This is a genomic window from Leisingera aquaemixtae (genome assembly GCF_001458395.1).
Lineage (GTDB): Bacteria > Pseudomonadota > Alphaproteobacteria > Rhodobacterales > Rhodobacteraceae > Leisingera > Leisingera aquaemixtae.
This window is the reverse complement of the sequence record NZ_CYSR01000010.1, coordinates 21,078-45,081: the sequence shown is the minus strand read 5'-3', so window position 1 is coordinate 45,081 and position 24,004 is coordinate 21,078. Positions and strand designations below refer to the sequence as shown.

The following is a 24,004-nucleotide window of genomic DNA, read 5'->3' as shown; positions in this document are numbered from 1 at the left end:
TCGCCTTGCAGAGCCGCCCGAGCGGCGGCCCGACTTCACTTCGATTTCCAGCTGTCCAGCCAGCGGCGGAAGCGGCCCTGCCGTTCCGCAATCGCATCGCCCGCGGCATAGAGGCTGTCTTCTGCGCTTTCGATCATCGGGTCGATCCGTGCCCGGCGGAACCGGCGCCAGCGCACATAGATGGCCCACAGGATGGCGGCCAGCAGCACCAGGAAGATGATGCTGAACCAATTGGTCGGCTTGTCGTCCGGCCCTGCCACCGGTTTGATCGACACCGCATTCGGGAAGATCGACAGGAACTCGTTGCGCCAGCCGTAATGCATCACCGCCACCCACTCCGGGTTGGCCCTGGTCGAGATGCTGTCATTGGCGTCGGTGTACAGATTGGCTGTGTCGAACTTGAAATAGGGCGGCCAGCTCCAGCCGGTGTCCTCATTGCGGTAGACGATGGCGCGGCCGCTGGGGCGCACGCCCTGGATGAATTGCACATCGCGGTTGATCAGCTGCGCCGACTGGTCGTCGGGCTTGGACCAGAACAGGCGGGTCCAGTCGTTCAGCTCCTGCCGCTCCTCGTAAGTGTTGACGATGCGCACCACGTCGTACTGCGGCAGCGTGTAATGCAGGAAGGCACCGAACAGCACCCAGAAGGTGATCAGGAAGGCCCATTTGATGAAACGCATCGGGCAGCTCCTCACATGAAGTTAATGACATAGACCAGAAGCGCGATGGCCCCCAGCGGGATGATATAGACCAGGAGGATCAGCTTGCGCCGGAACGAGCGGTCATACTGCCTCAGCCCCCGTTGGATGAAGGCCGCACGGTCGCCGGTCAACCCCTTGTCTTTCCAGCGCCGTTTCAGCTTCGCCCGCCGCACCTCGCGCGAGTAGAGCGACACCGCGCCATAGGCCAAGGTCAGCACCACCAACAGGATCAGCACCAGGCGGATAAAGCCGAACATCTCTAGCGCCCCCTCACCCGATTCACCGCGCCCCAGGGGCCGACCCGCTCCACCAGCCCCTGGCGCTGGCTGCGCGGCAGCTTGGGCATCCGCCCCTCCATATCCGGCTCATGCCCGAACAGCGCCTGCCGCGCGCCGGCCTTGTCCACCGCATACTCCCGCGCCAGGAACTCCGCCGCATAGGCCTTCTTGGTCTCCGGCCAGCCGCGGTACTGGCGGTAGAACTCCTCCTTGTGGCAGATGAACATCTGCCGGAAATCATGCGGGCACAGCTCCGCCAGCAGCATGTTGACCAGATCGCGGCAGGGCGTGTCCGACGCCCGCAGGGAATAGAAATAGGCCGGATGGTCCGAGGTGATCCGCGGCCAGCTGCCGCCCCCGTCGGCCCAGCGCACCAGTGCTGCCAGCCCCTCGAACTCCGCCGGCAGCTCATCGGCGTGCCGCGCTGCCATCCGCCTGAGATCCGAGCGTGACAGACCGGTCAGATCCCGCCCCTTCTCCGTCAGAACGGACACCGCAAGAAACCCCATCTTCTGCCGCAGGATCGCCGCACCATCAACGCCGCGCGCCCGGATCACCGGCTCCGCCAGCCGGTTCACCTCCAGAAACCGGGCAATCGCATTGCGCTCACTCAGATCGAACACATGTTTCAGCGGCACGCCCTCGGGCTTTGCGCCGCTGGCGATCACCGCCGGATGCCCGACGTCCTGAAACACGTAAAGCCCGCCGAAATGCGCGGTCCAAAAGTTGCCCTGCTCAAAGACCTCATGCTCCAGATGCACCGGATTACGGGTCACATCGCCGGTCTGTTCCGCCGTCGCGATCATCTTTTCGATCAGATCATCGTCAAACCAGGCATCCTCGCCGGTCTTGAACTGCTCCACTAGCTCCGCCAGGTGGTCCGCATGGCGCAGCGTGCCGCGGGTGGTGTCCGCCTCGATCCGAACCTGGCGGATGTCGAACAGCTTCGCGGGCGAGGACACCTCAAACACCGAATTCACCAGCTCCCCCGCCACCGCATCGGTCGCGGTCAGCGCAAACAGCTGGCGTTCATTGACCTCGATAAACCGCCGCAGGATGTCCCGGCTGGTGGAGAATTTCACGTGAAGCAGCGGGCAGCGCTTCTGCTCGGTGCTGAGCAGAATGAACTGCCGGTTGACGCCCGCATGGTTCAGATAATGATCATCCCCCAGATCATCCCCGATCTCCGGCGAGAAGCCCGAGATATCGACGTGGAAATCGGTGAGCGCGGTGGTCTTGCCGGTCAGATGCTTCAGTGCGCGGTTGTAGCGCTCCACCAGCGCGGGCGAGGCCACATGGAAGAGATTGCCGAACATCAGGCCATGCTGGATGAGGCGTTTCATTTCTTCCTCCTGTCCGTATCACGAAAGCGATGCGCCCGGCCCGAGGGTGGGTGCGGAACGCGCCCGCCCTGGGGGGCGGGTCGGGCGCGTCGCGGCTTCGCCGCGATATTGCACCAACTGATAGGGCTTCCGACAGTCATCACTTGCCAATAACCTCTTCAAGTAGCTCGCAGTTTCTATCCCGAAACTGCTGCTCTGCTTTAAGTATTTGCAATTTCTTCTTTTCGTCGAAAGTTGCCTCTATACTGTCATCCCAAGTGTCATCGAAAGCGTATCTTGCAAATTCGGACCACATATAGCCCAACGAAAAATCTACTGATGGGCCCGAGGTTAAACGCCAACTAATTCCAACTGGCACCTCGTTAGTGTTCTCTTTCGTTAACCTTCCTTCTTTCCATGCAACAACAAACTCCCTCATAAGCTCAAATCCGCTGTTAAACAGATTTAGGGCTTCAGGACTATCGTCGCGTGCAACTCCCGACAGGGCGGCGCACTCCCACAGGGAAAACGCCCGTTTTCCAATTAAGTTATAGTCCGGCTCTGCAGTTACGCAGCCAGCTCCAACTCCAAGTGACAGGGCAAATGCAACCACTCCAAGCCTGCTCACCCCTTCCCCTCCAGATACCGCCGCTTGGCCTCTTCCTGCCGCCCAAAGTCCCGCACCATGTTTTCAATCGCCACCTCATCCGACTTGTCGGCATAGCGGAACTCGCTGTCGGCGTAGCGGTTGATCTCCTGCACCACCATGTCGACCGTGATGGGCACCCGCAGCTCGGCAATCATTGCGGATTTGGTCTCGTAATCCTTGAACAGGAATAGCTCCGGGTTCTCCATCCATTCATCCGGCAGCTCAAAATCCATCGCCCGGACCTTGACCGCATCGGTGATGTTCTTGATGGCGCGGCCGGTGAACCGCTCGTCCGCCTGCTGAATGGCCTTCAGATAGGTGCCCAGCTTGGCCAGGTCATCCAGCGCGCCAATCTGATCATGCACCCGGCCAAAGACCTCCATCAGCCCCGGCTCCTGCGGGCGGTTGTGCGCCTCAAACGACCGCGCGACCGCCCGTCTGATCTCCTGCGCGCCGTACAGGTCATGCTCGCCCAGCGGTATCGCATGGTTCTTGCCCATCAGCAGCGTCAGAATGTCGATATAATCCTCCCGCGTCTGCGGCCCGTCCACCAGGAACCGCGCCCCCGCCCGCTGGCGCAGGGCGTCGTCCACATTCTCCGGGTAGTTGGAGAACATGCCAAATGTGCAGTTGCCGCGCACCACGGTGTTGGCGCCGGCAAAGGCCTCCATGAAGACCGCCGTCACCTCCTGCTGGCCCGCCGAGGACTGCCGGTCGCCGCGTTTTCCTGCGATCTGGTCAATGTCGTCGATGGTGCCAAAGCCGATGACGCCCGGGTCGATCACATTCTGGATGAAGGATTTGGCGTTCTGGCCGGATTTTCCCTGGTAGCTGTCGATATTGTCGATGCCGAAATTCTGGTAGCGGAAGGGGTAGCCCGCGTTCTGGCAATAGTCATGGATCAGCCCCGCCATCATCTGGATCAGGGTGGTCTTGCCGGTCCCCGGCTTGCCGTCGCCCATGAAGGTGAAGATGAAGCCGCCCATCTCGGCAAAGGGGTTCAGGCGGCGGTCGAAATCATAGGCCATCAGCATCTTCGCCAGCCGCATCGCCTGGTACTTGGCGATATGATTGCCGACCACCTCATGCGGTTTCTTGAACGCCATCGTCAGGGTGGTGGATTTCGCCTTGGCCGCCGGTTCAAAGCCGCTGATGGTCAGATCATCCGCCTCCACCCGCCAGGCGGCCGCGATGAAGGCCTCCAGCCGTGGCGCGTTCTGCGCGCGCAGGGCAGCCTTTTCCATCAATTGCTCCGCATAGGCTGCCGAGGCCGCAATAAGATGCACATCATCGGGCGCGTGCAGCGCCAGCTTCTGGTCCAGCTCCCACAGCGCCCCGTGCAAAGCCAGCGGCGCATTATCGGTCAGCAGCTCCTCCGCTTCGCCCACCTCGGCCTGCGTCTCGCTCCCGTGCGGCGCCAGCAGATAGGCGGTGGCGTTGGCAAACACATGCGCCGCAATCAGCGCCTCGGCGGCCAGCAGTTCGGTGAACTCCCCCTTGCGTGCGGCGTCCAGAGAGCCTGCCAGATTGGCCCGCTTCAGATCCGCAAGGCCCGAAACATCCGCATAAACCTCCGCCATCGCCAGCGAGACCGCCAGCGCCCGGCGCAGCGCGTGCTGCAAGGTCGCCTGCAAGGGCGAAGTCAGCGGATCTTCCCCGTCCGCCGCCTCGATCCGGGCAATCAGATGCACGCCTTCGGGCCGCGCGGTGGAGCGCGTCACCAGCCCCGGCGTGGTGGAACGGAAGCGGCGGCTGCGGGCAATCCCCGGCGAGCGCTCCTGCACCGGCGCGCTCGCCCGCGGCTTGGCTATACGCGGGGTGTGGTCGAACCCCTCCAGCATCGCGGCCGCGGCGGTGTAATGCTTGCGGATGTCCTCTTCCCGCAGCTCCATCTGAGTGCCTGAAATGCTCATCTCTTCCTCTCAATCCGCAACTCGCCGGCCGAAAACAGGCCCAGCTCTTTCATCTTTCCCAAAATACTCCCGACCCGCTGCCCGGCAGGCGGCTTTGCCGCCGAGAGGCGGGCTCCCGCCCTCGCACCACGCGCGCGCTCAATACCGCAGCACCTGCCCGGTATCGCTCACCACAAACTTCTGCACATCGGCAAACCCCGGCGGGTCCAGCTCTGCCAGCACCTGGAACGGGCGCTGCGGCAGGATGATGGCGCGCTGGGTGCGGGTCGCGCCGGTATCGGCCCCGCGCCCGCCAAAGGGGTCCAGCGCAAAGATCTCCCGCTCAACGGTGCCGAACCAGCCGGCGCGCTCCTCCCGCACCTCCTCGCTTTCCAGCTCCTCCAGCGTCCAGGCCAAGGCCCAGTCCTGGCCCTCGGGCGCCTCCGCCTCTTCCAGCACCCGATGCAGCGGGCCGGACTGCTCGGTATAGGCGGAGGAATACATCGGCCCCACGTGATAGCGGCGCAGGCGCTTGGGGTGGAGGTCCGCGAAATCCTCGTCGAACCCCTTGGCAATTGTCACCAGCTTCAGCCCGGCCAAGGCCTGCGCCATCAGATGCGCCTGCACCTCGGGCCAGCGCCGTTCGTCCTTGGGCAGTGCTACCTTGCCGCTGTCCTCCAGCTCCATCAGGTAGATCACCGGCAGGTTCACCTGGCTGTCATAGGCCGCCCAATGCAGCAGGAACCTGCGGCGGCGCTCGCCGATGTTTTCCAGCCATTCGCAGGCCGGATCGTTCTGCACCCAGAACAGCTGCCCCTTCAAAAGCTCCTGATAATACAGCCGCTGCGACAGCGCGAATTGCAGTTTCAGCGGCGCTGTGCGGTCCGAGATGATGGTGCGCACCATGTCATCCTTCAGCTGCGCTTCGCTCGCCATATTAGCCAGATGCCGCTCCGCCTGCTGGGCGTCATTGGCCATGGTCATCAGCTCCGCCGCCACCGGAAAGCCGCTGTCGCGCTTGTCCATCGCCAGGCTGCCAAAGAACCGCCCGGTGTCGCGCCCCGCCATCAGGTATTTCATGGAGAGCGCGCGGAAGGTGAAGTTCAGCCGCATAAGGTAAGCGGTCAGCACCTTCACGTCGGATTTGCTGAGCCGCCCCTCCGCCTGCATCGCCGCCGCAACCCGGGTCAGATGCCGGATGATGGTCTCGAACTTCCGGAAATACCGGCGCGAGGCGAAGGTATCGGTAAGGCCTGCGTGGTCGCGGGAGGGATCGGTCATTTTAGGCTCCCCAGTCCAAGTCGCGCTCTAACCAGCTATCAAGCTGCGCTGCTTTCAGCCCCAACCAAGGCCACCAATAGCCGAAAAAGACTATTACCGTTGGAAAATAGGTCAGCAAAATCAGTGCAAGGACCACCAACTTGAAGCATATGATCCCCAGCCAAAGAAGCAGCGGCACTTTGAAAATACTGCCAGCCAGTATCACCGGCATCGACAAAAAGGCCGAAACACCCAAGCGAAACGAAATTCGAAACCACCGGGGTCTAAAACCGGGCTCAAGCTCCTTCAGGCTTTTAATCCTAACAGGCCGGTGCCGTCGTTCGAATACCCGGAACATCACCCACCATACAGGTTCTTGTCGTGCTTCTCGACAATCGCGGCAAACCGGCGGGCAAAGCGTTCATCCGCCTTGGCCTTCTTCTCCAGCACGTCGCGGGCAAACACCATGTTGCCCTCATGGCTTTCCAGCATGTCGGCCATCTTCCGGTTGGTCGCGGTGCCGATCGCCGCCATTGCGGTCTGGGCTTCCTTGTCGGTCTGCACGCCGATCTCGTTGATCCGGTGCGCCACATCCTGCTGCTGAGCGGTCTTAAGCGATTTGGTCAGCGCATCATACAGCACCACCCGCTGCTGGGTGTCCGTCTGCAGCTTGTTGATCAGAACCATCTGCGTCGCCGCCTGGTTCTGCAGGGAGTCGACCCAAGTCTTGCCCTTCTCGATATAGCGCTCCAGCGTCTGGGATTTCGCAAGCTTCACCTGCTCCTCCTGCACCAGCGCGTTGTACTTGGTGTTCAGCTCCGCCAGCTCGGTCTCCAGCTTGGTGCGCGCGGCGGCGTCCTGCTCGACCGAGATCTTGTTTTCCAGCTCGATGATCTGCGGGTCCAGCGCCACGATCCGGGCGCGCACGCCTTCCAGCTCCTGCACGGTGAACTCGCGGTCGTCCAGCGTGGCGGTCAGGTTCACCTGCACCTTCTCGCGCTGCTCTTCCAGCGTGGCCAGCTGGCCCTCCAGCAGCTTCACGATCACGTCGGACTTGGCAATCAGATCCTGCAGCTTGTCGTCGATATTGGCGGTGCGCATCCGCTCCTGGCGCATCGAGTCCGATTTCCCTTTGGAGAAGAAGCCGACAAAGCTCTCCCAGCCGGTCTTCGACCGCATCTCGTTGAAATCCTTGGAGAACGCCGCCGTCACATCATCAAGCCCCATGATCAGCTCGGCGATATTGGCGTTCATCACCTCGGTGTGCGCATGCACATCCTCAAGTGTCGCGTTTTCAATGTCGATGCTGGCATCCTCGCCCGCCTCGATCTTGCTGCGCGCAGTCTCGATGCGCGAGGTCAGCGCCTCGATCCTGGCCTGAGAGTCCCGGACCTTCTCCTCGCTCTCCGCCACCATCCTGTCAAATTGGGAAACACTCATCGTGTCCGTTCCTCCCGCTCAAATAACTGATCCGGATATGGGTATGTAAAAACATTTTACATACCCCGGGCGGCGCAATTCCGCCCGTTTCCAAATCACTGTTGCAGAGAGGCTGCACAAAGAAAACCCCCGGACGCGCCTGAGCGGATCCGGGGGCGGTTTCGCGCAAACGGGGCAGCGTCACATGGTCTGCTGCTTGCCCAGAACCAGAAAGGTCATCATGCCGAACGGCGGGATGTTCTCCTGCTGCTCGACGCTCAGCCCGTCTTCCTGCAGCACCGTTTCCAGCGCAAAGTCTGAGTGCCAGCCGATCACATTGGCCAGCGGCGCAGACAGCTTCTCCAGCGAGGCCCTGACCCCTTTGCCGCTTTTGAAATGGTTGGTGATCACCACCTTGCCGCCGGGCTTCAGCACCCGGGCGATCTCGTGCATCACCCGCTCCGGCTCGGGCACGACGGACAGCACATGCATGGCCGCGACGGTGTCAAAGGAGTTGTCCGGGAAATCCAGTTGCCGGGCATCCATCTGCCGCAGCGCCTCGACCTGGGTCAGCCCCATCTCCCGCACTTTGGCTTGCGCCTTCTTCAGCATGTCATGGCTGAAATCAATGCCGGTCACCTGCAGATGCGGCGCATAATGCTGCAGCGACAGCCCGGTGCCGACGCCGACCTCCAGCACGCTGCCCTGCCGGGAATTGATATAGCGGGTTGCGCGGCGGCGGCCTGAGCGCGTTACCGCGCCAAAGGTCCTGTCGTATACCGGCGCCCAGCGCGCGTAAGAGTCCTCAACTGCCTTGATATCCAATTCGTCCCTCCCATTGGACGTCTTGGGCTAGTCCTTTGGCTTGGAAACCAGCCCCCAAATCACCATTGCAACGTAGCCAACGCATAGCACAACCAGCACCGTCCATGCATAGGTCAACAGTGCCGCAGCCATGAAGGCAAATCCCACCAGCAGGTATTTAACATGCTCGCGGGAGATTTTCATCGCCTTGGGCGACCAGGTCTGGATGTGGCTGATCATCAGCAGGCCGACCACCACCATATGCAGGCAGATCAGCAGCTCCGGCAGCACCATCGCTCCGTCAAAGGCAAAGGAGACAAACATCGGCAGCATCGCCAGAAACGCCCCGGCGGGCGACGGGATGCCTTCGAAATAGCCGCTGCGCCCCTTCGGCTCCTCCTCCGACTTGCTGCCGACATTGAACCGCGCCAGCCGCACCACGCAGCAGACCGAAAACACCAGCACCGAAATCCACCCCACGCCGCGCACATCCTGCAAGGCCCAGAGGTAGATCACCATCGGCGTCGCCACCCCGAAGTTCAGGAAGTCGGCCAGCGAATCCAGCTCCGCACCCATCTTGCTTTCGCTGTGCAGCGCCCGCGCCAGCCGCCCGTCCAGCCCGTCCAGCACCGCGGCCAGCAGGATCAGCATCACCGCCAGCGTGTAATTGCCGTAAACCGCAGCGCGGATCGCCGACAGGCCCGCACAGATGGCGCCGATGGTCATCATGTTCGGCATCAGCTGGATCAGCGCAAATTCGGATTTCTTCTTTTCCGGGACGTCATACATGGCGGTGGCACTTTCTTCCTCGCGGGGCGCTGGAGAGGCCGCGGCGCGGAGGCAAACCTTGGGGCAAACTTGGGGGCTATTGTAGCCGTTGCGCCCGTATGCCCCAAGAGCCGCCGCGGCGCAATATTTGCGGCCCCGGCAGCCGCCCCAGTGCAAAGGGGATGCCAAGGGGGTGCACAGGGGGTGTACGTAAGGTGTACAGGCGCTGCCGCCTGAAAAGTGAGGGCACCGTGCATCGCACGGTGCCACGCCCAACTGTGAAGGCCTCCCGCCGGAAGGCCATGAGCAGGCGGGAGCACCCCGCCTGCGCCGCGGCTCAGCCGACCACGTTGAACTCCGGCCCGTAGGGGTACTTGGTGATGTTCTCGTTGCCGTCTTCATGGATCACCAGGATGTCATGCTCGCGGTAGCCGCCCGCGCCGGGATTGCCCTCGGCGATGGTCAGCATCGGCTCCATCGAGATCACCATGCCCGGCTCCAGAACCGTATCAATGTCCTCGCGCAGCTCCAGCCCGGCCTCGCGGCCATAATAGTGCGACAGCACGCCGAACGAATGCCCATAGCCGAAGGTGCGGTACTGCAGCAGATCCCGCTCCTCAAAGAAGGCGTTGATCTTATGGGTGATTTCCGCACAGCTCGCCCCCGGCTGCAGCAGCGAGATGCCGTATTCATGGGCCGCCACATTGGCCTCCCAGATCTTCAGGCTGTCGGCGTCCACTTCTTTCACGAACATGGTCCGCTCCAGCGCGGTGTAATAGCCGGAGATCATCGGGAAGGTGTTCAGCGACAGGATATCGCCGCGCTGAAGCCTGCGTCCCGTCACCGGGTTGTGGGCACCGTCGGTGTTGATGCCGGACTGAAACCAGACCCAGGTGTCGCGGTATTCGGCATCCGGAAAGCGCTTGGCGATCTCCAGCTCCATCGCGTCACGCCCGGCCATCGCCACATCAATCTCGCGCACGCCTTCCTTGACCGCATCGCGGATCGCAAAGCCGCCCACATCGGCCACCGCAGCACCGGCCCGGATCATCTCGATCTCGGCCGCCGATTTGCGCATCCGCTGCTCCATGGTCGGCAGGTAGAGGTCGACCAGTTCCGACGGCGCCAGGAACGCCTCCAGCTTGCCCTTGTGCAGCAGGGTCAGGTGGTCGCTCTCATAGCCGACAACCGCGCCCTCGCCGCTTACCGACTTGATTGCACGCCAGAAATTGTCGCGCTGCCAGTCGGTATAGGTGATGTTGTCGCAGAAAGAGCGGCGCCAGGGCTGGCCCGCGTCGATGCCGGCCGAGATGGTAACCGCCTCGGTCCCGGTCACCACCAGGCCGTAGGGGCGGCCAAAGGCGCAGTAGGTGAAGCCAGAGTAATAGGAGATGTTGTGCATCGAGGTGAAGACGGCGGCGCTCACCCCGGTTTCGGCCATGATCTTGCGCAGGCCGGCGATCCGCGCCTCGTATTCGGAGACGGCAAATTGCAGCGGCGCCTTCTCACCATTGTGAAAACGGTACATTTCAGGACGTGCAGTCATATCAGACCCTTCCTTCTTACAAGAAAGGTCCCGGCGTTCAGGACGGTTTGGGAATGCGGGGGCACCATGTATTCCATGCGGCGACGCCATCGCCTGGCCCTTGCGCAGACGATGCGGCGGAAACCGGATTCTGGCAAGACGTTTTTGCAGCCAGAGAGCCTGCAGGGCGGGCGAACCCGCCCCCCCGCGCCGCGATCAATTCACGATCAGAGCCACCAGGTCGCTTTCGGGGTCCGCCAGCGGGTCGATCACATTGAAATGGTGCTTGCCAAAGGCGATCACGTGGTCGGTCTCCCAGGCCTCCACCAGCCAGATGGCCTGATCCAGAAACGCCGGGCGCTCCTCGCCGCCGACCCAGACGGTGACCTCCGCGGGATAGCGGTCGGTCATCTCCACCGGGCTTTCAGCAATGGCCGCAGCCGAGTCCATCCGGAACTTCTGGTTCATCGACGTCCGCAGCAGGGGCCGCAAATCCGCCAGCGGCGAGATCGGGATCACCGTCTTGATCCGCTCCCCCACCTCTGCGGGCAGCAGCGCCTTGTCCAGCATCCGCGCCACCAGATGGCCGCCCGCCGAATGACCGGCCAGCGCGATCGGGCCGTCCACCTCCGCCGCGATCCGGGTCACCGCCGCGGTGATCTGCCGGGTGATATCGGCGATCCGCACCTCCGGGCACAGGTCGTAAGACGGCATTGCCACCGCCCAGCCATGCGAAATCGCGCCGCGGGCCAGATGCGACCAGGAGCTTTTGTCGAAGGCCAGCCAGTAGCCGCCGTGCACAAAGACAAAGACGCCCTTAGGCTCGCCTTCCGGCAGGAACAGGTCAAAGCGCTGCCGCACCCCCTCGCCATAGGGGATGTCCAGCCGGGCGCGCTGATGCAGGCTGTTGCGGAAGTCCTCGGCTGAGGCGGCCCAGCGCGGCGGGTACTTGTCTGCGTTCTCGATGTAGGCCCCGTTGGCATAGGCATCATCCAATTCCATGCCCAGTCTCCCCGTTGAAATTATGCTTTGCGGCTACCTGACAGTCTCGCACAGGACATGTCAAATTGCCCGGCGGAAATTTCCGCCCCCCGGCACTCTTGGCTAAATAATTTGATCAAATTCTGGACTTATCGTTCTGTCTGGACATATCAAGGCACAGCTGATTTGCATTTCAGTGACAGAACCCCCGGGAGGCCCGCAATGCTTGATGCAACCACTGACCTGAAATCCCTGCTCAAAGACCCCAGCCTGCTGGAGACGCGCGCCTATATCGGCGGCAAGTTTGCCGACGGCGACGGCACCTTTGACGTGACCAACCCCGCCCGCGGCGACGTGATTGCCAAGGTGGCGGATGTCAGCCGCGCCCAGGTGGCGGGCGCCATTGCCCAGGCCGAGACCGCACAGAAGGACTGGGCCAAGTGGACCGGCAAGGAGCGCGCCAATGTGCTGCGCAAATGGTTCGACCTGATGATGGAAAACCAGGAGGATCTGGCGGTGATCCTGACCGCCGAAATGGGCAAGCCGGTCAGCGAGTCGCGCGGCGAGGTCGCCTATGGCGCCTCCTTTGTGGAGTTCTTCGCCGAAGAGGCCAAGCGGATCTATGGCGAGACCATCCCCGGCCATCAGCGCGACAAGCGCATCACCGTGATCAAGCAGCCGATCGGGGTGGCCGCCTCGATCACGCCCTGGAACTTTCCCAATGCGATGATCACCCGCAAGGCCGGTCCGGCGCTGGCGGCGGGCTGCTCCTTCGTTGCGCGCCCGGCGGCAGAGACGCCGCTGTCGGCCATCGTGCTGGCGGTTCTGGCAGAGCGCGCAGGGATCCCTGCGGGCGTGTTCAACGTGGTGCCGTCGTCGCGGTCCTCCGATGTGGGCAAGGAGTTCTGCGAGAACCCCGCGGTGCGCAAGCTGACCTTCACCGGCTCCACCGAAGTGGGCCGTATCCTGCTGAAGCAGGCCTCCGAGCAGGTGATGAAATGCTCGATGGAGCTGGGCGGCAACGCGCCCTTTATCGTGTTCGATGACGCCGACCTGGACGCCGCGGTCGAAGGCGCGATCATGTGCAAGTTCCGCAACAACGGCCAGACCTGCGTCTGCGCCAACCGGATCTATGTGCAGGCCGGCGTTTACGATGCCTTTGCGGAGAAGCTGAAAGCGGCCCTGCAGAAAATGACGGTCGGCGACGGGCTGAAAGAGGGCACGGACTTCGGCCCCCTGATCACCAGGGACGCGGTGGAGAAGGTCGAGGAGCACATTGCCGACGCCAAATCCAAGGGCGGCAGCGTGATCCTGGGCGGCAACCCGTCGGAACTGGGCGGCACCTTCTTCCAGCCGACCGTCGTGACCGGCGCGACCCAGGACATGGCCTTTGCCACCGAAGAAACCTTTGGCCCGCTCGCGCCGCTGTTCAAGTTCGAGAACGAGGACGAGGTGATCGCGGTGGCCAATGACACCATCTTCGGTCTGGCGTCCTATTTCTATGCCAAGGACCTCAGCCGGGTCTACAAGGTGGCCGAAGCGCTGGAATACGGGATTGTCGGGGTGAACACCGGCATCATCTCCACCGAAGTGGCCCCGTTCGGCGGCGTCAAACAGTCGGGTCTGGGCCGCGAAGGCAGCCACCACGGCATCGAAGATTACTTGGAGATGAAATACATCTGCATGTCGGTCTGATCCCGAAACGCAGGCAGCACGTGCAGGTCAATGCCGGGTCATTGTCCCGGCCACCCTGCTGATGGCGCTGGCCCAGGCGGTTTCCGTCTCCGGGTCCAGCGCCGGCCCCAGAACATCGCGCAAAGCGGCAATCAGCGCCCGCTTTGCCGCGTCGCTCTCCCGCGCGCCAAGATGCAGATGCGCGTGGTCCTGAACCAGCCGCGCGCTGAGTTCTGCCAGCGTCGCCGGGTCGTCCAGATTGCGCACACAGGCTGCAATCATCTCCGTCAGCATCGCCTTCTGCTTCACGAAGTTGCCCTGGAACATGCCGCGCGCCTGCGGCAGGCGGGTGAACAGATGCACGTAAAACCGTTCCGCCAGATCCGCCTTGCGGGCAAAAACCCCGGCAAAGCTTTGCTGAACATGCTGAACTTCCTGAGGGGTCATCAAACCGCCAATTCACCGCAACCAAACCAAGGCACCGAACTGCCGCGCCGCGCATCCTGCGGCATGCGGAAACAGCGCCGGTGCACATGACATCTTCCCCAAACAGTGCGGCCAAAAGGCTAAGAATTGTTTGAAGCCCCGGACACAAAAAAGCCCCCCGGCAGAACCGGGGGGCATATACGCTCGGACCGGAGTCCGCGGGATCAGTTGACCGCTTTGGCCTCGATCTCCGGACGGGCCGGGCGGGAGGAGGAAATTTCGATCCGGCGCGGCTTCAGCGCCTCCGGCACCTCGCGGTGCAGATCGATATGCAGCATGCCGTTTTCCAGGCTGGCGCCGGTCACGCGGACATGGTCGGCCAGGGTGAACCGGCGTTCAAAGGCGCGGGTTGCGATGCCGCGGTGCAGGAAGGTGCGCTCCTCGCCGTCCTCAGCCTTTTTGGCGGCGACAACCAGGGCGTCTTCCTTCACTTCAACGTTCAGGTCCTCCTCGGCAAAACCGGCGACGGCAATCGAGATGCGATAGCTGTCGGCGTCGGTCTTTTCGATGTTGTAGGGCGGGTAGCTGGACTGGGCAGCGTCGGCGCTCAGGGCGCGGTCCATCAGGTTGGCGATCTGGTCAAAACCGATGGTTGCACGGTGCAGCGGTGTAAAATCAAAGGTACGCATTTTCCATCCTCATTTATGAGCGATTTCAGGGGGCCTTCCCCGCGGGGACAGGCTGGAATTTTCCGGGCCCCAATCAGCGGCTGCCCGGATAGTCCTCAGATAGGAACGGAAAATGCGGCTTCAAGGGGGCTGTCAGCCGCCCGGGCGCACAAATTTCGCGCCCCCGGCAGAGGCGCCGCCGCCCGCCCGGATCCGCTTGATCCGGCGGTCGGGGGCGGCCGCAGGATTGCGGCGCAGCTGGGCCTTCAACTCGGCCACCCGCTGCGGCAGCTTCATGCCAAACGCCACCTGCTTGCCCCGGTAATTGCCGCCGCCGGACACCAGCGCCAGGATGCGCCCGCGGCCGCCGGCCTGGGAAAACACCGGCGCACCGGAGGACCCGAAGGTGACGTCGCAGTCGATCATCAGCACGTCCTCATGCTCCCCCATCAGGTTGCACTGCCGCTGCCGCGACAGCGCCTCGGCGCGGCCCCGGCCATAGGAGGTCACGGAAATACCGCTGCCGTACCCGCTGCCGGAGTGCAGGGCAAAGGCATCGGCCTCGCCGCTGAGAATGGGCTCAACCAGCCGGATCAGCGCCACATCGTGGCGGACGTTTTCGAGGTCGAGGCGACCGTGCGGATTGTACCCCGGATGCGCGGCGACCTGCAGCGCCTGCCGCTCGGCAATCGCCACCCCGTCACGCAGCCCGGCGCGGAAGATGATCTGGTCTGCCGGGCGCACCTTTGCATTCCGGTCATAGACGCAGTGGGCCGCCGTCAGCACCAGCTCCGGCGCAATCAGCGTGCCGGTGCAAAACCCCTGCCCGTTCAGCTCCAGCCGCCCCACCGCTTCCCAGCCCAGCAGGTCGTCTCGCCCGGTCAGGCGCCGGAGGCCAGTGCCCTGTGCCATTGCGCCGCCGGTATAGGCCAGGGCGGCAACCGCCAGGATCAGCGCCCGCCAAGTCATTGCTTGATGAACTTCGCACCGGAGGAACTGCGCCCCTCGCCGACGCGCACGCGGCCAACGCCTGGCGGCAGGCGGCCGCCGGTGGCGACGCCGGTCAGTTGCGCCTGCAGCAGCGTCAGCTCCTCGGCCAAAGCGGACCCGAGCGAGACCCGTTCACCGCTCACCTCGGCCTTGGCGGAAATCACCGACACGATCCGCGGGGTCCCGCCCTCGAAGGAGAACACCGGCGCCCCGGAGGAGCCGAAATCCACATCGCAGGACATCACCAGCACCCCCTGCTGCCGCGCCATCACCGCGCAGACCTCCTGCAGGGAAGGCGCCTCGGACCGGTCATGGGCGTAGGAGACCACACCGATCTTGGCCCCTTTGCGCGGGCGCTCGTCGGTTTCAAACGGCGTCACCGTAGTGTTGCGGATCGGGCGCTGCAGTTGCAGCAGCGCGATGTCGTTGCGCACCCGGCCGGTCGACAGCTCCCCGTCATAGACATAGGCGGGATGCTGCACCGCCCGCCGCACGCTGCGGTAGGCCGAGGCGCGCCCGTTGCGCCATCCGGCCAGGAATTCAATGGTTGTGGGGTCAATCGGCGCCTTGGTGCGGCTGTCATACAGGCAATGCGCGGCGGTCAGCACCAAGTCAGGCGCAATCAGCGCACCGGTGCAAAACCCCTCGCCATTCACGTCAAGCCGCCCGACGGCCTCCCATTTGCGGCCCGCATCCAGGGTATCCATCCGCTGCAGGCGGCTGTCCTGCGCCATCGCCGCGGCCGGCAGCAACACTGCCAGCACCGCCAGAATCCACTGCCTCACCTGCGTCTCCTCTTATCCACCGGCTGGGAGATTACGTGTCCGATCCGGCAAAATTACGGCAAGCCCGCGGAGAATGCAGCCTGATTCTTTCCCGCAGGCAGCCTCAGCGCAGGATGGGCACCTCCGGGGCGCGTTTGCCGGGCGCGGTCAGCGCAGGCGGCTGCGGACCGCCTGTGGCCCAATCAAGCAGCTCAACGGTGTGCACGATGGGCAGTTCAGTGCCGGAACCGATCTGCATCATGCAGCCGATATTGCCCGCCGCGATCAAGTCGGGGGTCTTTGCCTCCAGCGTCTTCACCTTGCGCGCCTTCAGCTCGGCAGAGATTTCCGGCTGCATCAGGTTGTAGGTGCCCGCCGACCCGCAGCAGAGGTGGCTGTCGGCGGGTTCCACCACGGTGAAGCCTGCGCGTTTCAGCAGGGTCTTCGGATGGGTCTTGATCTGCTGCCCGTGCTGCAGGGAGCAGGCAGCGTGATACGCCACGGTCAGCCCCTTGTCCGCACCCTCAGGCAGCTCCAGCTGCATCAGCAGTTCGGAGATATCCATCGCGATGGCAGAGACCCGCGCCGCATCCGCCGCCAGCGGCTCATTGCGGAACATGTGGCCATAGTCCTTGACCGTGGTGCCGCAGCCGGAAGTATTGATGACAATGGCGTCCAGCCCCTGCCCGTCCATCTCTGCCGCCCAGGCGCGGATGTTTTTAGCCGCGGTGGCGTGGCTCTCGTCCTCGCGCCCCATGTGATGGGTCAGCGCGCCGCAGCAGCCCGCGCCCTTGGCCACCACCACCTCGCAGCCCAGGCGGGTCAGCAGGCGGATGGTGGCATCATTGATATCGGTGTTCAGCGCCTTTTGCGCGCAACCGGTCATCAGCGCCACGCGCTTCTTACGCGGCACGGCGGGGGCAAAGCTTTGCGGATCGTCATTGCGGCTCACCGGCGGGATGTGTTTCGGCGCCATCTCCAGCATGGCGCGCAGCCGCGGATCGGGCAGCAGACCCTTGAATGGCCTGGCCAGCTTGGCGCCCATCAGCGCCAGCCGGAACCGGGACGGATAGGGCAGGATCCGCGCCAGCAGCCAGCGCAGGGCCTTGTCGCTCCAGGGCCTGTCATAGTGCTTTTCTATATAGGCGCGGGCATGATCCACCAGATGCATGTAATGCACGCCCGACGGGCAGGTTGTCATGCAGGCCAGGCACGACAGGCAGCGGTCTATGTGCTTGACGGTCTTGGCGTCCGGCACCCGCTCGTTTTCCAGCATGTCCTTGATCAGATAGATGCGGCCGCGCGGGCTGTCGAGTTCGTCGCCCAGCACCTGATAGGTCGGGCAGGTGGCGGTGCAAAAACCGCAATGGACGCAAGTGCGCAGGATCTCATTGGCGCGCTTGGTGCCCGGATCCTGCAGCTGCTGTTCGGTAAAGGTGGTCTGCATGTCTTATCCCATCAAGCCCGGATTAAGGATGCCGCGCGGATCGAACTGCCGCCGCAGCCCCGCGGAGATTGCTGCCAGCGGAGCGGGCTGCGGCTGGAACACGCCGAGCCGCGCGCGGGTGTTCTGCGCGGCCCGCACCAGCGTGGTGTGGCCCGGCACGTTGATGCGGGCGCGCAGGTCGGTGCCCTCTGGCACCAGCGCCCAGATCAGCCCGCCGCCCCAGTCGAATTGCAGCGCCTCCGCCTCCAGCCGCGGCGCCAGCGTCACCGCGTCCGATGGCTTCACCGATATCCGCCAGACATCCCCCGCGCGCCCGTGAAAAGCCGACACATCGCGCAGGCCTTGCCACAGATCCCGGGCCTGCGGCTGCACCTCTGCCCGGCCAAAGGGCGACAAAAGCTCCGCCAGCTTGCCGCTGCGATAGGCAGCAGATCCGGCAAACCCCTCCACCCGGATGCACACCTGACCAGCCTCTGCGTCATAGGCCGCGCCGGTGACATCATAGGGCGAGCCCAAAGCAGCCGACATCGCCCGCACGGCCTGCGGCAGGTCCAGCCCGGCCACCGCCACCGTCGCTTCCGCCTCGGCCCGCGGCAGCACCTTGAGCGACACTTCCGTCAGCACCCCCAGCGTGCCGTGGGCGCCGCAGAGAAGTTTCACCAGGTCATAACCGGTCACATTCTTCATCACCCGGCCGCCGTTCTTCACCACCTGGCCGGAGCCGTCCACAAACCGCACGCCCAGCAAGTGATCGCGCGCCGCGCCCGCCTGGATGCGCCGGGGGCCGGAGATGCCCGCGGCAATCACCCCGCCGATGGTTGGCTCGCCTTCGGTGCCCAGCAGCCCGCGGTGGTCCATCGGCTCAAACGCCAGCCGCTGGTTTTCAGCCGCCAGCAGCGCTTCGACCTCCGCCACCGGCGTGCCTGCCTTGACCACCAGCGTCAGGGCGCCCGGTTCATACAACTCCACGCCGGACAGCGCGCGTGTGCTCAGAACCTCACCCTCCACCGCCAGCCCGCGGCTGCCGCCGCCCTGAATGCACAGCGGCCCGCTTGCGCCCGCGATGGCCTCCGCCAGCTCTGCCTCGCTCCCTAGTGTCATCATCTTCATCTTTCCGGAAATACTCTGGGGGTTTGGGGGCGAGCCCCCAATCATTCAGCTGCCAGGGCCGCCCGCCGGCCCTCTGTCACCGTAAGCGGGAATACCTTGGCCGGGTTCAGCAGCCACTTGGGGTCAAACACATCCTTGACCTTCAGCTGCGCCTCCAGATCCGCCTCATCATACTGATGCAGCATCAGATCCCGCTTCTCGATCCCGACCCCGTGCTCGCCGGTCAGGCAGCCGCCTGCCTCGACGCACAGCTTCAGGATCTCGGCGCCAAACGCCTCGCAGGTCTCCAGGTCGCCCGGTTTGTTGGCATCGAACAGGATCAGCGGGTGCATGTTGCCGTCACCTGCATGAAACACATTGGCCACGTCCAGACCAAATTCCTTGCTCATCTCGCCGATCCGGCGCAGCACGAAGGGCAGCGAGGACACCGGGATGGTTCCATCCAGGCACATGTAATCGTTGATCTGCCCCATGGCGCCAAAGGCGGATTTGCGGCCCAGCCAGATCCGGGCGGCCTCGTCCGCATCGCCGGCCTCGCGCAGTTCCACCGGGTTGTGGGAGCGGGCAATCTCCGTGATCAATCCAAGCTGGTGGTCAATCTCCTCCGGGCTGCCCTCCACCTCGATGATCAGCAGCGCTTCGCACATCGGATAGCCTGCTTTCGCAAAGGCCTCGCAGGCCTCGATGCAGGGACGGTCCATGAATTCGATGGCCACCGGCAGCACGCCCGCCTTGATGATGTCCGACACGCAGGCGCCCGCGACCTCGTTGCTGTCATACCCGATCAGCACAGGCCGCGCGCCCTCCGGCTTGCGCAGGATCCGCAGGGTGGCTTCGGTCACCACCCCCAGCTGACCCTCGCTGCCGCAGATCACCCCCAGAAGGTCCAGCCCCCCGGCATCCAAATGGGCCCCGCCGATCTCCACCACGGTGCCGTCCATCATCACCATGGTCACACCCAGCAGGTTGTTCGTGGTCACCCCGTATTTCAGGCAATGCGCGCCGCCGGAGTTCATGGCGATATTGCCGGCAATGGCGCAGGCCAGCTGCGAGGACGGATCGGGCGCGTAAAAAAACGCCTCCTCCTCCACCGCGCCGGAAACGCTCAGGTTGGTGCGCCCGGTCTGCACCCGGATGATGCGGTTCTCATAGTCAGTCTCCAGAACTTCATTCATCCGCGCCACGCCCAGGATCACGCAATCCGCGGTCGGCAGCGCCCCGCCCGCCAGCGACGTGCCCGCCCCGCGCGGCACCACCGGCACGCCTTCCTCGTGGCAGATGCGCAGAACATCCGAGACCTCCTGCGTCGAACGCGGCAGCACCGCCAGCAGCGGCGGGCATTTGTAGGCGGTTAGCGCATCGCACTCATAGGCGCGGGTCTCCGCCTCGTCCTGGATCACCGCATCGGCGGGCAGCACAGTCAGCAGCCGCGCGGCAAGCCGCGCCTTGCGGGCCAGAATGGCGGGGTTCGGGGATGGCATCTCCATTGGGCTCTCCTCTTTGGTAAAATAATATTACCAATTTATCGCATCTGGCAAGGGGCGGATTGCCGCGCTAGGGTCGGGCCATGATCTGGACCACCCGCCTTGCGCAGTTTTCTCTGTTCGACCTTGCCGCCGTCACCCTGCTGATTGCCAGCTGGCTGTGGATCGGCTGGCGGATCGAAAACCCGCCTGCGGGGCGGCCATCGGTTTCCTGGCTGATGGCGGATTTCCGGCGCGACTGGATGAAACGGATGGTGGAGCGCGACCCGCGGATCTTTGACTCCCAGCTGGCAGGCAACCTGCGCCAGGCCACCGCCTTTTTCGCCTCTGCCGCGATGATCGCCATCGGCGGCGGGCTGGCGCTGATCGGCAATACCGAACAGCTGGCGGGCGTTGCCGAAGACCTGATCCAGGACAGCGCCCCGGCCTTCGTCTGGGAGGTGAAGATCCTGGTGGTGCTGCTGTTTCTGTCCAATGCGTTTCTGAAATTTGTCTGGTCCCACCGGCTGTTCGGCTATTGCGCGGTGCTGATGGCAGCGGTGCCGAACGACCGTGCAGACCCGCTGGCCTATCCGCGCGCTGCGCAGGCCGCCGAGATCAGCATCACCGCCGCGCGCAGCTTCAACCGCGGGATGCGGGCAACCTATTTCGCCCTCGCCGCGGTGGCCTGGCTGGCGGGCGCGCTGCCGCTGGCCGGTGCGGCGGCGATCACGTTTGCCGTCCTCTACCGGCGCGAGTTTGCCTCGCATTCGCGCACGATCCTGATGCGCATCCCGCCAGAGAGCGACGGGGACACGGTTTCGTGACCGCGCAGCCGCCGCTATGATGCGGGGATGAAAATCCTGCTGCTGACCGGCGCGGTCTGCGCTGCTGCCCTGCCCGCCCGCGCCGGTGAACCGGTTATTGAAGGCGCCACGGCCCGCCAATCCGGCGGCGGCTGGACCTTCAGCGTGACGCTGTCGCACCCGGACACCGGATGGGAGCATTACGCCGACGGCTGGCTGGTGCTCGGCATGGACGGGACCGAACTGGGCCTGCGCGTGCTGGCGCATCCGCATGAGCAAGAGCAACCCTTTACCCGCTCGCTCAGCGGCGTTCAGATCCCGGAGGGCACAGCCCAAGTGCAGATCCAGGCCCGCTGCCTGGTGGACGGCTGGGGCAAGGACACATACGTCCTCACCCTGCCCTGACTTCATCTTTCTAAGAAATACTCGCGCCGCAGGCATGCGCCCAAAGGCGCAGTCACACCCTGTGATAGGGGCTGCCCGCAAGAATGGTCGCGGCGCGGTAGATCTGCTCCGCCAGCATCACCCGCACGAGCATGTGGGGCCAGACCATCTTGCCGAAGGAGATCGAGAAATCGGCTTCTGCCCGCAGGCTGGGATCAATCCCGTCCGCGCCGCCGATGATCAGCGCCAGATCCTGGCGGCCGCTGTCGCGCCACCCGGCCAGCTTGTCCGCAAAATCCGGCGAGGACAGAAGCTTGCCGCGCTCGTCCAGGGTGCAGATTACCGCGCCCTTGGGCAGCGCCTTGCGCAGCAGCGCGGCCTCTGCCGCCATGCCTGCGTTCTTCTTGTCCTCAATCTCCACCACCCGCGCAGGCCCCAGGCCCAGCGCGCGGCCGGTCCGGTCAAACCGGGCCAGATAGTCGTCGATGAGGGATTTTTCCGGGCCGGACCGCAAACGTCCGGCCGCACAGATATGCAGACGCATGACAGTCCTGAAGTTACTGGGCCTGAAGTTACTGGGCCTGAAGTTACCGGGCCTGAAGTTAACCGGCCTGAAGCCATCGGGCCCGCACCCTGCGCTGGCCTGCCTTTGTTCAGCCTGGTATCAGTCCTCGGCCGCCGGGGCTGCCGGCGCCGGCGCGGCACCTGCGGGCATCCACATCTTTTCGAGCTGGTAGAACTCGCGCACTTCCGGGCGGAAGAGATGGACAATCACATCGCCTGTGTCGATCAGCACCCAGTCGCCTGTATCTTTGCCTTCGACCTTGCAGTTGATCCGGAACTCCTGTTTGAGCCGGTCCATCAGTTTTTCCGACATCGCTGCGACCTGGCGGGTGGAGCGGCCGGAAGCCAGCACCATATAGTCGCCAATCGAGGTTTTGCCGCGCAGGTCGATCTGCACAACATCTTCGGCTTTGTCATCGCTGAGTGAGGAGAGAATCCGCTCCAGCAGCTGTTCGCTGGTGGGCTGGGACTGGGCGGCCATCACGGCTGCCCCATTAACAGCGGCATCCGCCGCATGAGGTACGGGTGACAGGACATAGTCCTCCTTGCAACGCGCCGCGAAGCCCCGGCGCCGGGCCTGTTAATAATGTAGCAACCAGTGGGTAAATTTTCAATGAAACCCGGCCCGGCGATGCAAGCCATGGGCTTTACTCCTCATTTCCGTCAGGTGCAACCCTGACCGGCAGCGGGTCATTCAGCATCCGCACTTCGCGCTGCGGGAAGGGGATTGAGATGCCCTGGGCCTGAAACGCATCCCACAGCGCCAGAAAGACGTTGCCGCGAATATTGGTCAGCCCGCCGGTGGGGTCGTCGATCCAGAACCGCAGCACGTAATCAACGCTGCTGTCGCCGAACCCGGTAATGTGGCAGACCGGTTTCTTGCTGCCGTACTGCAGCACCCGGTTCACGCTGGAGGCCGCCTCGATCGCGATTTTGCGGACCTTGTGCGGATCATCGCCATAGGCGGTCCCGAAGGTCAGGTCCAAGCGGACGAACCTGTCCGAATGCGACCAGTTCACCACCTGCGTGGTGATCAGATCCTCGTTCGGGATCAGGTATTCGCGCCCGTCGCGGGTCACGACAGAGACGTAACGGGCGCCCAGCGCGTTGATCCAGCCAAAGGTGTCGCCCAGCGAGATAACATCGCCAGGCTTGATCGACTTGTCCAACAGGATGATCAGGCCGGACACCAGATTCGACACCACCTTCTGCAGGCCAAAACCAAGGCCCACACCAATGGCGCCCGACAGCACCGCCAGACCGGTAAGGTCGATGCCAATCGCCTTGAGACCGATGAAAAACGCGCCGCCGAACAGCAGGATCTGGGCCAGCTTGGCCCCCAGCACCTGCATCGACGGGGAAATTTCGGAGTTGGAGCGGATCCGGTTTGCCGCAAGCTGCGAAATCACCCGCGCCAGAGTCAGCATCACACCGAGGATAACAATGGCCTGCACCACCAGAAACAGCGAGATCCTGAGGTCGCCGAAATCTATGGCAATGCTGTCCAGCAGCGCCGTGGCCTCCTGTGTGACCCCCAGGATGCGCAGGGTGATCCATACCCAGGCGCCGTATTTCACCATATTGCGCAGCAGCGGATTGCCGACCAGCCGGGTGGCGAAGGAGACGATCAGCCAGGCCAGAGACAGGTTGGCCGCCACTAACAGCAGGCGCGAGCGGCTGGGCCATGTGGTCTCCTGCATGATCAGCACAACCGTCCAGATCAGCACCACGAACAGCAGCCCGCGGATCCGCTTGTGCACCACCAGCCCCAGGCGCATCCGCCAGCGCGGCCAGCCTTCGCGCCCGCGCAGCCAGTTGTGAAACGCCTGACTGATGGGCCGCGCGATCACGGTCGCCAGGATAAAAAGCGCCAGCCCGATCCCGACCTGATAGGCGTTCCAGGGCCGCAGCAGCAGTTCGGCGCCGCCAGCGGCGAACTCCCACAGCTGCTGGCCAAGTTCGATCGCTTCAGCGGCGCCTTCTGCCAGCGCGTCCTTGGTTTGGATCTGCTCCTCCGGCTCCATCAAGCCCCCCTGTTTTCTCTGCAGTCTGCCGTTCCTGCCGGTTTCGATCAAGCAGAGACGCCGCAAGCTTGGGACAGAACCGCGC

General features: G+C 63.8%; 25 protein-coding genes. 3 read left to right on the top strand and 22 right to left on the bottom strand.

What is annotated here, in order from left to right; translation table 11 throughout:
* Nucleotides 1-35 precede the first annotated feature (35 nt).
* The 12 genes from PHA8399_RS03945 to PHA8399_RS03895 all read right to left on the bottom strand — a co-directional run bounded on the left by PHA8399_RS03945 (nt 36) and on the right by PHA8399_RS03895 (nt 11,620).
* Nucleotides 36-680, bottom strand: a complete 645-nt coding sequence (locus PHA8399_RS03945) for a DUF1523 family protein (protein WP_058284889.1) — start codon at nt 678-680, stop codon at nt 36-38.
* An 11-nt stretch (nt 681-691) separates the two neighbouring features.
* Nucleotides 692-958 carry a hypothetical protein gene (locus PHA8399_RS03940; RefSeq protein WP_058284888.1) on the bottom strand — a complete coding sequence of 89 codons (267 nt, stop codon included), beginning with the start codon at nt 956-958 and terminating at the stop codon, nt 692-694.
* 2 nt (nt 959-960) lie between these two features.
* Complete coding sequence (locus PHA8399_RS03935) at nt 961-2,322, bottom strand: DUF6638 family protein (protein ID WP_058284887.1); 1,362 nt, start codon at nt 2,320-2,322, stop codon at nt 961-963.
* A 139-nt stretch (nt 2,323-2,461) separates the two neighbouring features.
* Nucleotides 2,462-2,914, bottom strand: a complete 453-nt coding sequence (locus tag PHA8399_RS22190; RefSeq protein ID WP_145976970.1) for a hypothetical protein — start codon at nt 2,912-2,914, stop codon at nt 2,462-2,464.
* A gap of 11 nt (nt 2,915-2,925) precedes the next feature.
* A complete protein-coding gene (locus tag PHA8399_RS03930; RefSeq protein WP_058284886.1) occupies nt 2,926-4,863 on the bottom strand; it encodes an AAA family ATPase in 1,938 nt (645 codons plus the stop codon).
* Between the two features lie 138 nt (nt 4,864-5,001).
* Nucleotides 5,002-6,123 (bottom strand): hypothetical protein, encoded by a 1,122-nt coding sequence (locus PHA8399_RS03925; RefSeq protein WP_058284885.1) that lies wholly within the window; start codon nt 6,121-6,123, stop codon nt 5,002-5,004.
* 1 nt (nt 6,124) lies between these two features.
* Nucleotides 6,125-6,460, bottom strand: a complete 336-nt coding sequence (locus PHA8399_RS22540; RefSeq protein WP_058284884.1) for a hypothetical protein — start codon at nt 6,458-6,460, stop codon at nt 6,125-6,127.
* Nucleotides 6,460-7,542, bottom strand: a complete 1,083-nt coding sequence (locus tag PHA8399_RS03915; protein ID WP_058284883.1) for a coiled-coil domain-containing protein — start codon at nt 7,540-7,542, stop codon at nt 6,460-6,462. Before PHA8399_RS03915 ends, PHA8399_RS22540 begins: the two co-directional genes overlap by 1 nt.
* A gap of 180 nt (nt 7,543-7,722) precedes the next feature.
* Complete coding sequence (locus tag PHA8399_RS03910; protein WP_058284882.1) at nt 7,723-8,346, bottom strand: class I SAM-dependent methyltransferase; 624 nt, start codon at nt 8,344-8,346, stop codon at nt 7,723-7,725.
* A gap of 27 nt (nt 8,347-8,373) precedes the next feature.
* A complete protein-coding gene (gene pssA, locus PHA8399_RS03905) occupies nt 8,374-9,114 on the bottom strand; it encodes a CDP-diacylglycerol--serine O-phosphatidyltransferase (RefSeq protein WP_058284881.1) in 741 nt (246 codons plus the stop codon).
* 316 nt (nt 9,115-9,430) lie between these two features.
* On the bottom strand, nt 9,431-10,639 hold the full coding sequence (locus PHA8399_RS03900) for an aminopeptidase P family protein (protein ID WP_058284880.1): 1,209 nt from the start codon (nt 10,637-10,639) through the stop codon (nt 9,431-9,433).
* Nucleotides 10,640-10,834: 195 nt separating this feature from the next.
* Nucleotides 10,835-11,620: a hormone-sensitive lipase gene (locus tag PHA8399_RS03895; RefSeq protein ID WP_058284879.1), complete on the bottom strand. Its 786-nt coding sequence runs from the start codon at nt 11,618-11,620 to the stop codon at nt 10,835-10,837.
* A gap of 201 nt (nt 11,621-11,821) precedes the next feature.
* Between PHA8399_RS03895 and PHA8399_RS03890 the strand changes: the two genes are divergently transcribed.
* Complete coding sequence (locus tag PHA8399_RS03890) at nt 11,822-13,294, top strand: NAD-dependent succinate-semialdehyde dehydrogenase (RefSeq protein WP_058284878.1); 1,473 nt, start codon at nt 11,822-11,824, stop codon at nt 13,292-13,294.
* A gap of 27 nt (nt 13,295-13,321) precedes the next feature.
* Here the strand turns inward: PHA8399_RS03890 and PHA8399_RS03885 are convergent, their stop codons facing one another.
* The 7 genes from PHA8399_RS03885 to PHA8399_RS03855 form a co-directional block, all read right to left on the bottom strand.
* Nucleotides 13,322-13,720 carry a globin domain-containing protein gene (locus PHA8399_RS03885; RefSeq protein ID WP_058284877.1) on the bottom strand — a complete coding sequence of 133 codons (399 nt, stop codon included), beginning with the start codon at nt 13,718-13,720 and terminating at the stop codon, nt 13,322-13,324.
* A 203-nt stretch (nt 13,721-13,923) separates the two neighbouring features.
* The gene (locus PHA8399_RS03880; RefSeq protein ID WP_058284876.1) at nt 13,924-14,388 is read right to left on the bottom strand and encodes an Hsp20 family protein; all 465 of its coding nucleotides are present in this window, start codon (nt 14,386-14,388) and stop codon (nt 13,924-13,926) included.
* 132 nt (nt 14,389-14,520) lie between these two features.
* Nucleotides 14,521-15,336, bottom strand: coding sequence for a trypsin-like serine peptidase (locus PHA8399_RS03875; protein WP_058284875.1), 816 nt, complete (start codon nt 15,334-15,336; stop codon nt 14,521-14,523).
* Nucleotides 15,333-16,091 (bottom strand): trypsin-like serine peptidase, encoded by a 759-nt coding sequence (locus PHA8399_RS03870; RefSeq protein ID WP_244270160.1) that lies wholly within the window; start codon nt 16,089-16,091, stop codon nt 15,333-15,335. The genes PHA8399_RS03875 and PHA8399_RS03870 overlap by 4 nt, the downstream gene beginning before the upstream one ends.
* A gap of 154 nt (nt 16,092-16,245) precedes the next feature.
* Nucleotides 16,246-17,568, bottom strand: coding sequence for a glycolate oxidase subunit GlcF (glcF, locus tag PHA8399_RS03865; RefSeq protein WP_058284873.1), 1,323 nt, complete (start codon nt 17,566-17,568; stop codon nt 16,246-16,248).
* Between the two features lie 3 nt (nt 17,569-17,571).
* Nucleotides 17,572-18,678: an FAD-binding protein gene (locus tag PHA8399_RS03860; protein ID WP_439330516.1), complete on the bottom strand. Its 1,107-nt coding sequence runs from the start codon at nt 18,676-18,678 to the stop codon at nt 17,572-17,574.
* 41 nt (nt 18,679-18,719) lie between these two features.
* The gene (locus tag PHA8399_RS03855; RefSeq protein ID WP_058284872.1) at nt 18,720-20,165 is read right to left on the bottom strand and encodes an FAD-linked oxidase C-terminal domain-containing protein; all 1,446 of its coding nucleotides are present in this window, start codon (nt 20,163-20,165) and stop codon (nt 18,720-18,722) included.
* A gap of 80 nt (nt 20,166-20,245) precedes the next feature.
* Between PHA8399_RS03855 and PHA8399_RS03850 the strand changes: the two genes are divergently transcribed.
* Both PHA8399_RS03850 and PHA8399_RS03845 read left to right on the top strand, forming a co-directional pair.
* Complete coding sequence (locus tag PHA8399_RS03850) at nt 20,246-20,968, top strand: DUF599 domain-containing protein (protein ID WP_058284871.1); 723 nt, start codon at nt 20,246-20,248, stop codon at nt 20,966-20,968.
* 27 nt (nt 20,969-20,995) lie between these two features.
* On the top strand, nt 20,996-21,352 hold the full coding sequence (locus tag PHA8399_RS03845; protein ID WP_058284870.1) for a hypothetical protein: 357 nt from the start codon (nt 20,996-20,998) through the stop codon (nt 21,350-21,352).
* A gap of 52 nt (nt 21,353-21,404) precedes the next feature.
* On the opposite strand, the gene rlmH is transcribed toward PHA8399_RS03845, so the two are convergent.
* The 3 genes from rlmH to PHA8399_RS03830 all read right to left on the bottom strand — a co-directional run bounded on the left by rlmH (nt 21,405) and on the right by PHA8399_RS03830 (nt 23,919).
* Nucleotides 21,405-21,875, bottom strand: a complete 471-nt coding sequence (gene rlmH, locus PHA8399_RS03840; protein WP_008556327.1) for a 23S rRNA (pseudouridine(1915)-N(3))-methyltransferase RlmH — start codon at nt 21,873-21,875, stop codon at nt 21,405-21,407.
* Nucleotides 21,876-21,995: 120 nt separating this feature from the next.
* On the bottom strand, nt 21,996-22,376 hold the full coding sequence (rsfS, locus tag PHA8399_RS03835) for a ribosome silencing factor (protein WP_058284869.1): 381 nt from the start codon (nt 22,374-22,376) through the stop codon (nt 21,996-21,998).
* A gap of 166 nt (nt 22,377-22,542) precedes the next feature.
* On the bottom strand, nt 22,543-23,919 hold the full coding sequence (locus PHA8399_RS03830) for a mechanosensitive ion channel family protein (protein ID WP_058284868.1): 1,377 nt from the start codon (nt 23,917-23,919) through the stop codon (nt 22,543-22,545).
* Nucleotides 23,920-24,004 lie beyond the last annotated feature (85 nt).

Excerpts from the sequence above, each read along its gene's own strand:
- PHA8399_RS03945 (WP_058284889.1), bottom strand. The coding sequence starts at position 680 with ATGCGTTTCATCAAATGGGCCTTCCTGATCACCTTCTGGGTGCTGTTC.
- PHA8399_RS03940 (WP_058284888.1), bottom strand. The coding sequence starts at position 958 with ATGTTCGGCTTTATCCGCCTGGTGCTGATCCTGTTGGTGGTGCTGACC.
- PHA8399_RS03935 (WP_058284887.1), bottom strand. The coding sequence starts at position 2,322 with ATGAAACGCCTCATCCAGCATGGCCTGATGTTCGGCAATCTCTTCCAT.
- PHA8399_RS03930 (WP_058284886.1), bottom strand. The coding sequence starts at position 4,863 with ATGAGCATTTCAGGCACTCAGATGGAGCTGCGGGAAGAGGACATCCGC.
- PHA8399_RS03925 (WP_058284885.1), bottom strand. The coding sequence starts at position 6,123 with ATGACCGATCCCTCCCGCGACCACGCAGGCCTTACCGATACCTTCGCC.
- PHA8399_RS22540 (WP_058284884.1), bottom strand. The coding sequence starts at position 6,460 with ATGTTCCGGGTATTCGAACGACGGCACCGGCCTGTTAGGATTAAAAGC.
- PHA8399_RS03915 (WP_058284883.1), bottom strand. The coding sequence starts at position 7,542 with ATGAGTGTTTCCCAATTTGACAGGATGGTGGCGGAGAGCGAGGAGAAG.
- pssA (WP_058284881.1), bottom strand. The coding sequence starts at position 9,114 with ATGTATGACGTCCCGGAAAAGAAGAAATCCGAATTTGCGCTGATCCAG.
- PHA8399_RS03900 (WP_058284880.1), bottom strand. The coding sequence starts at position 10,639 with ATGACTGCACGTCCTGAAATGTACCGTTTTCACAATGGTGAGAAGGCG.
- PHA8399_RS03895 (WP_058284879.1), bottom strand. The coding sequence starts at position 11,620 with ATGGAATTGGATGATGCCTATGCCAACGGGGCCTACATCGAGAACGCA.
- PHA8399_RS03890 (WP_058284878.1), top strand. The coding sequence starts at position 11,822 with ATGCTTGATGCAACCACTGACCTGAAATCCCTGCTCAAAGACCCCAGC.
- PHA8399_RS03885 (WP_058284877.1), bottom strand. The coding sequence starts at position 13,720 with ATGACCCCTCAGGAAGTTCAGCATGTTCAGCAAAGCTTTGCCGGGGTT.
- PHA8399_RS03880 (WP_058284876.1), bottom strand. The coding sequence starts at position 14,388 with ATGCGTACCTTTGATTTTACACCGCTGCACCGTGCAACCATCGGTTTT.
- PHA8399_RS03875 (WP_058284875.1), bottom strand. The coding sequence starts at position 15,336 with ATGACTTGGCGGGCGCTGATCCTGGCGGTTGCCGCCCTGGCCTATACC.
- PHA8399_RS03870 (WP_244270160.1), bottom strand. The coding sequence starts at position 16,091 with ATGGCGCAGGACAGCCGCCTGCAGCGGATGGATACCCTGGATGCGGGC.
- glcF (WP_058284873.1), bottom strand. The coding sequence starts at position 17,568 with ATGCAGACCACCTTTACCGAACAGCAGCTGCAGGATCCGGGCACCAAG.
- PHA8399_RS03860 (WP_439330516.1), bottom strand. The coding sequence starts at position 18,678 with ATGAAGATGATGACACTAGGGAGCGAGGCAGAGCTGGCGGAGGCCATC.
- PHA8399_RS03855 (WP_058284872.1), bottom strand. The coding sequence starts at position 20,165 with ATGGAGATGCCATCCCCGAACCCCGCCATTCTGGCCCGCAAGGCGCGG.
- PHA8399_RS03850 (WP_058284871.1), top strand. The coding sequence starts at position 20,246 with ATGATCTGGACCACCCGCCTTGCGCAGTTTTCTCTGTTCGACCTTGCC.
- PHA8399_RS03845 (WP_058284870.1), top strand. The coding sequence starts at position 20,996 with ATGAAAATCCTGCTGCTGACCGGCGCGGTCTGCGCTGCTGCCCTGCCC.
- rlmH (WP_008556327.1), bottom strand. The coding sequence starts at position 21,875 with ATGCGTCTGCATATCTGTGCGGCCGGACGTTTGCGGTCCGGCCCGGAA.
- rsfS (WP_058284869.1), bottom strand. The coding sequence starts at position 22,376 with ATGGCCGCCCAGTCCCAGCCCACCAGCGAACAGCTGCTGGAGCGGATT.
- PHA8399_RS03830 (WP_058284868.1), bottom strand. The coding sequence starts at position 23,919 with ATGGAGCCGGAGGAGCAGATCCAAACCAAGGACGCGCTGGCAGAAGGC.